Below are 5,945 nucleotides of genomic sequence, written 5' to 3' on the forward strand. Positions count from 1 at the left end.
GGGCCGCGATGGAGGGCGAAACCGACGCGGAGACGGCGCGGGCGACATTCGGGGCGGTTGCCCGCCGCAACAATCTCCTCGCGCCGCAGACGAGCTCACCGGTCGCGGGTGGGACGATTGCCGATTGGGCGACGCGTTCGCCGCGTGTGAACGCACCCGCTTGACGGACGAAAAATCGCGAGCGCGGGGAAACCTGTGCTAAGCCCGTGGCAGCAGCCTGCGCATGATGAATGACGCATGGCCTTCCACGCCGTGCGACGCAGGCCTGCGCTCGACCACTTCGAACCCGTGCTTGCGGTAGAATGCGATCGCCCGGTCATTCCCTTCGATCACTTCGAGGGCGATGCTGGGGATGCCCGAATGGGCGGCAAGGACGGCATGCAGCATATCGGCGGCCAGCCCCGTGCCGAACTCGCTCTTGTCGATGTGGAGCCGGTCGAGCATGACGTCGCCGGTTTCGTCCATTTCGGCCATCGCGTAGCCGGCAATCGAGCCGTCCGGCCGTTCCGCGACGAACGACATCTTGTTGTCGTCGGCCAGTTCCGCCGCGATCTTTTGCGGCGCGTGACGGCCGTCCGAGATGCGTGCCGTGGTCTCGGCGCCGATGATCGGCGAATAGGTGCGGCGCCAGGACTCGCCAAGGAGCTGCGATACCGACGGCACGTCCTGTTCGGTCATGGTTCTGATCTGGGTCATCGCTACCTCCCCGGCAGTTTATTGCATCGCAGCCTTCGCTCCTCGGATCACCGCCTCACTCGCGATTTCAGCCAGCGGTCGAAGGCTACCGCGAGGATGAGGATAAGGCCGATGACGATGCTTTGGGTGTAGGACGAGACGTTGTTGAACTGCAGCCCGTTCTGCAGCACGCCGATCAGCGCCGCGCCCACCACCGTGCCGCCGACCGAGCCGATGCCGCCGAACAGCGAGGTGCCGCCGATGACGACCGCTGAGATCACTGTCAGCTCGTAGCCGATGCCGGCGACGGCTTCCGAGGAATTGAGCCTCGCCGACAGCACGAAGGCGGCAAGGCCGGCGAAGAAGCCGACGATGACGTAGACGGAGATCAGGATGCGGTCGACGCGCAAGCCTGACAGCCTTGCTGCCTCAGCATTGCCGCCGACGGCGTAGACGGCGCGGCCGTAGCGCGTGTAGCGCAGCACGATGTGGCAGAGGATCGCCGCCACCGCGAAGATGATCGCGGGCACCGGGACCGGGCCGATCAGGCCGGTGCCGAACCAGCGCATCGAAGCATCGAAGCCGGAGATCGGGCCGCCATTGGAGATCGTCAGCGTCAGGCCGCGAAACACGGTGAGGCCGCCGAGCGTGACGACGAAAGGCGGCACCTTCAGCCTGGTGATGGCAAAGCCCTGGACGCCGCCGGCCAGCGCACCGACGACGACGGCGGCCAGAAGTGCGGCGAACCAGCCAAAACCTTGGGTGCCAGACGTCGACAGCGACAGCGTGTTGGCGGTGCCGCCCTTGGCCACCACCGCCGCGACCATGCCGCAGAAGGCCAGCAGCGAGCCGACCGACAGGTCGATGCCGGCGGTGAGGATGACGAAGGTCATGCCGAGCGCGATCAGCCCGGTGATCGAGATCTGCCGCATGATGTTGAAGATGTTGATGGGGTCGATGAAGCTCGGCTTCAGCACGGTGAAGACGACGATCAGCAGCGCCAGGAACATCAGCGGGCCGAAGCTCATCAGCAGGCGCGCGACATTGATGCCGCCGCGCTGGCTCTGTTCGGTCGTGCTGGTCATTGCGTCGCTTCCTGCTTTTGATCGAGCGCCATCAGTTCCATCAGTTTTTCCTCTGTCGCCTCGATGCCGGGCATCTCGCCGGTGATGCGTCCGCGCCGCATGGTAACGATCCTGTCCGATACCGCCAACACTTCGGGCAATTCGGAGGAGATCATCATGATGGCGATTCCGCGCGCGGCGAGCTGCACCAGGATTTGATGTACCTCGGCCTTGGCGCCGACATCGACGCCGCGCGTTGGTTCGTCCACAATCAGCACCTTGGGGTCGCGCGCCAGCCAGCGGGCAAGGATGACCTTCTGCTGATTGCCGCCGGACAGCCCCTCGATGGGCTGCTCGGGCGAGGCCATGCGGATCGACAGGGTCTTCCTGTAGCTTGCCAGCGCTTCGCGCTCGCGGCGCTCGGTCATGAAGCCGGCGGCGTTGGAGTAGCGGCCGAGTGCCGCGATCGAAAAATTGGTCAGGATGCCAAGCGCGGCAAAGATCGCCTGATGCTTGCGGTCTTCCGGCACCAGGCCGATGCCGAGCGCGATGGCGTCGGCGGGCGATGCTGGCGCGATCGGCTTGCCGTCGAGCGTGATGGTGCCGGCGGCAATGCGGTCGGCGCCGAAGATGGCGCGGGCAAGCTCGGTGCGGCCGGAGCCGACGAGGCCGGCGACACCGAGGATCTCGCCCGCCTTGAGATCGAGGTCGACGCCTTCGAGCACGATCGCGTGCGGCGCCTGCGGATCGCGCACGGTGCGCAGTCCGCGCACCGAGAGCCTGACGTCGCCGGCGACGTCGCGCAGTGTCGGCCTGGCATAAAGCTCGGATGCGGCGCGGCCGACCATCTTCTCGATGATTTTCGGCAGCTTGATTGGCCCGCCCTCGCGATCGAGATGGCCGGCCAACCTGCCGTCGCGCAGCACTGTCATGCGATCGCAGATGGCAGAGGCCTCTTCCAGCCGGTGGGTGACGAACATGATGGCGACGCCGTCCTTGCGCAGCCGGCCCATGATCGACATCAGTTTCTGCACTTCGGTTTCGGTCAGCGCCGAGGTCGGCTCGTCCATGATGATGAGGCGGCTCTTCAGCGACAGCGCCCGGGCGATCTCGACCAGCTGCTGCTCGGCCACCGACAGTGCCGACACCGGCGTCGCCGGGTCGAGATCCAGACCGACGCGGGCGATGATGCCGCGGGAGGCTTCCTCCATCTTCCGCCAGCTCACCAGGCCGAGCGGCCCGAGCGGCGCGCGCCCGATGAAGATGTTCTCCGCCACCGTCAGCGTCGGGATCAGGCTCAGTTCCTGGTAGATGGTGACGATGCCGAGGCGCTTGGCGTCCTGCGGATTGTGCGGAGCGAATTCGACGCCGTCGAAGACGATGCGGCCGCTGGTGGGCGGCATCACGCCGGACAGGATCTTGAGCAGCGTCGACTTGCCGGCGCCGTTCTCGCCGAGCAGCCCGAGGATTTCGCCGGGCCGAACTTCGAGCGAGACATCGCTGAGCGCGGTCACGCCGGCAAAGCGCTTGGTCACGCCCTCGACGGCGAGGAGGGCCGGGGATAGCGACGGCGCTGCGGCTTCTGCTGGAGACAAGCGATCCTCCTTGAATTCCGATTCCCACGCAGGCTGGCGGGACAGCGCCCCCCTCTGTCCTGCCGGACATCTCCCCCACGAGGGGGGAGATTGGATGTCGCCTTGGCTTTCGCCAATCTCCTGCGTTGCAAAAAAGGCGCTATCGGCGAAGCTGCCGATCTCCCCCAAGTGGGGGAGATGCCCGGCAGGGCAGAGGGGGGCGCGACAGAACGCTACTTTTGCTGCTGTGCGCCCCTTTTGTGCTCCTACTTCGTCTCGCCAAGCCTTTCAGCCTTATCGAGATTGTCCTTGCCGATGACGATCGGCGTCAGCAGCACGAGCTTTTCCTTGGGCTCGGTCTTGTCCTTGGCATAGGCGACGGCGATCTGCACCGCGGTGCGCGACTGCTCGCCGGGGAACTGTTCGACCGTGCCGGCCAGCTTGCCGTCGCGCACGGCGACCAGCGCTTCGGGGAGCGCATCGAAGCCGTAGATCTTGACGTCGGTGAAGTTGCGCGCCGCACAGGCTTCAACCGCGCCAAGCGCCATGTCGTCGTTGGCGCAGATGATCGCGTCGGGCTTGCCGTTGGCGGCAAGGCCGGCTTCGGTGACGGACAGCGCCTCGGCGCGGGCGAAGTTCGCGGTCTGCTCGAAGATGATCTGGTATTTGTCCTTCAGCGGATCGAGAACATTGTGCACGCCCTTGTTGCGGTCGATCGCGGGCCCAGCACCTGGCTGGCCCTGCAGATGGAAGATTTTGGCGCCGTTCGGGAACGCCGCCACCATGGCCTGCGCCTCAGCCTCGCCGCCCTTGACGTTGTCGGCGCCGACATGGGCGAGGATGCCTTCGACGCCGTCGACGCGGCGGTCGATGGTGACGACGGGAATGCCGGCCTGGACGGCTTGCTCGATGGCCGGCGCCAGCGCGTTGACGTCGAGCGGCGAGATGACGATAGCGTCGACCTTCTGCACAAGCGCCGCCTCGATATCGGCGGTCTGCTTGGGTGCCGAATTCTGGCCGTCGCTCTCGGTCAGGTTGACGCCTTGCGCCTGCGCCTCCGCCTTGATCTGGTTCAGCATGTGAACGAAGAACGGAAAGCCGAGGCTCGGCACCGAACCAAGAATGGTCAGTTTGTCCTGGGCGAATGCCGGTTGCGGAGCGGCCAGCGCCAATGTGCTCATCGCCACGGACGACAGTAGGAATTCACGTCTGTTCATCAATTTAGTCTCCTCCACCATGAGCGCACGACCCCGAAAACCGGAATGGGTCTCCGGCAGGTTCATGCGTCGATCTAGAAATGGAGTGTCTTTGAGCGCCCAAGGGGACGCAACGGCGCTCCAGCCGGTCCACCGCGACGTTCTCCTCCGCTCGGTGCCTGCGGGCGGATGCTAGCCAAGGCCGGAGGTTTGCGCAAGAACGGGCGGATTCGACTCGGGGCCGCGTCATGTGCCCAGCGCCGCCGGTGCTGCTCATGATGTTGTCGGCATTTGCGCGTCATCCCATCCAGCCAACTCGAGACCGGACCGTATCCGCTCCCGATCTTCCGAGCGCATCATGTGAAGGTCCGCCATGATTGCCTGTTCGGTCAGGCCGGGATTTAGGCGGCGGCCTTCCCTGGTGCAGGCCCTTGCCTTGTCGATATTGCCGTCAAGCGCGTGACAGGCAGCCAGCCGCGCCCATTGCCAGGCACTCTTTCGCGGAAGGCAGGAAAAAGACGCCGCCGCTTCCGGGTAGCGACCAAGGACAAGCAGGGCCTCACCCCGGTCGTAATAATACCAGGCGGGATGCATCGGATTGAGTTGGATCGCCTGGTCCAGCAGCATCAGGCCGGTCTCGCCATGACCGCGTATGACCTCGAAAAAGCCCGTCTGGGCCAACGTGTCGGCGTCGTAGGGATTAAGATCCAATGCGCGCGCGAAATGGCGTGCGGCGGCGTCGAATTCGGCCAGGTAGATAAGGATCAAGGCCAGGATGCGGTGGCAACGTGCCTCGTCCGGGCTGAGTGCCGTGGCGTGCAGGGCACGGTCCCGCGCCTGATCAAGCAAGGCGCGAGGCGCGCCGCCATAGCCGCCTATGATCATGTCCGCTAAGGCGAGATAGGCGTGAGCGAGCCCCGAATCCGGATCGCGTTCGAGCGCCTTCAGCAAATGTTCGCGGGCCTGCTGGTTGACGCCCTCGCCATAGCTGCGCAGAAGCGCCATGCCGCGCAGGATGTGGACATAGGCTTCGACGTTGGCGGCGGGCGCCGGGGATGTGCGCCGCATGGCAGCGCTCTCGATATTAGCGACCAGCGCGGTCGCAATCCGTTGCGCCACCATCCTTTGAAAGACGAAGATATCGCTGGTCCTGAACGAAAACGTCTGCGCCCATATGCGCCGGCCGGACGCTGTCTCGGACAGGACGACGTGCGTGCTGTAGCCGCCGTCGGCGCTCTCGACGCTGCCTTCCGCAACATAGTCGGCGCCGAGGCGCTCGGCGGTCGCCCAGATGTCCTGGTCGGAATGTTCGGCAAGCGCGAAGGCCGAATGGCGTGCCAGCACCGCGATGGTCTTGAAGTAGGAAAGCGCGTTGATGATCTCCTCGACCGCGCCGTCGAAGAGCGGCTTTGCCGTCGCATCGTCCAGGTTGACGC

The 5,945-nt window shown here is 65.3% G+C and carries 5 protein-coding genes; all 5 read right to left on the minus strand.

Annotated elements, in window-relative coordinates; translation table 11 throughout:
* Positions 1–198: 198 nt before the first annotated feature.
* Positions 199–696 carry an N-acetyltransferase gene (locus EOC93_RS32245; RefSeq protein ID WP_095482763.1) on the minus strand — a complete coding sequence of 166 codons (498 nt, stop codon included), beginning with the start codon at positions 694–696 and terminating at the stop codon, positions 199–201.
* A gap of 47 nt (positions 697–743) precedes the next feature.
* The gene (locus EOC93_RS32250) at positions 744–1,760 is read right to left on the minus strand and encodes an ABC transporter permease (RefSeq protein WP_126105693.1); all 1,017 of its coding nucleotides are present in this window, start codon (positions 1,758–1,760) and stop codon (positions 744–746) included.
* The gene (locus EOC93_RS32255; RefSeq protein ID WP_126105694.1) at positions 1,757–3,334 is read right to left on the minus strand and encodes a sugar ABC transporter ATP-binding protein; all 1,578 of its coding nucleotides are present in this window, start codon (positions 3,332–3,334) and stop codon (positions 1,757–1,759) included. The genes EOC93_RS32250 and EOC93_RS32255 overlap by 4 nt, the downstream gene beginning before the upstream one ends.
* Before the next feature lie 245 nt (positions 3,335–3,579).
* Positions 3,580–4,530 (minus strand): substrate-binding domain-containing protein, encoded by a 951-nt coding sequence (locus EOC93_RS32265; RefSeq protein ID WP_126105695.1) that lies wholly within the window; start codon positions 4,528–4,530, stop codon positions 3,580–3,582.
* A gap of 252 nt (positions 4,531–4,782) precedes the next feature.
* A partial coding sequence (locus EOC93_RS34320; protein WP_164759367.1) for a transcriptional regulator occupies positions 4,783–5,945 on the minus strand: 1,163 nt, incomplete at its 5' end.

It is taken from the genome of Mesorhizobium sp. M6A.T.Ce.TU.002.03.1.1 (genome assembly GCF_003997275.1).
Taxonomy (GTDB): domain Bacteria; phylum Pseudomonadota; class Alphaproteobacteria; order Rhizobiales; family Rhizobiaceae; genus Mesorhizobium; species Mesorhizobium mediterraneum.